General features: G+C 36.9%; 1 protein-coding gene. It reads left to right on the forward strand.

The window, feature by feature from the left end:
* Window positions 1–320 (forward strand): hypothetical protein (locus tag ACVC08_RS17900; RefSeq protein WP_452603079.1); only part of this gene is annotated, 320 nt, incomplete at both ends.

Consider the following 320-nt stretch of genomic DNA (forward strand, 5'->3'; position numbering starts at 1 on the left):
AGACCATGCAGAAGCCCCATTACAATTAGCCTTAGACTATAATACCGATATCTTTACAAGTGAAACAGCAGACCGTTTATTAACCAGTTTAGTATATATTCTTAATACGTTAGCAAAATCAAAGACAGTCTCATTACAAAACTATAATATATTAAGCCCAGAAGAAGAAACAAAATTACTGAGAGGATATAACGCAACAAAGTCAAACTATAATAAAGAGCAGCTCATACATGAGCAATTCGAAGCCCAAGCCAAAGCCACACCAAAAGCCACCGCAGTCCTTTTTGAAGACAGAAGCCTAAGCTATGACGCCTTAGATA

The sequence above is a fragment of the Pontimicrobium sp. MEBiC06410 genome, from assembly GCF_053601615.1.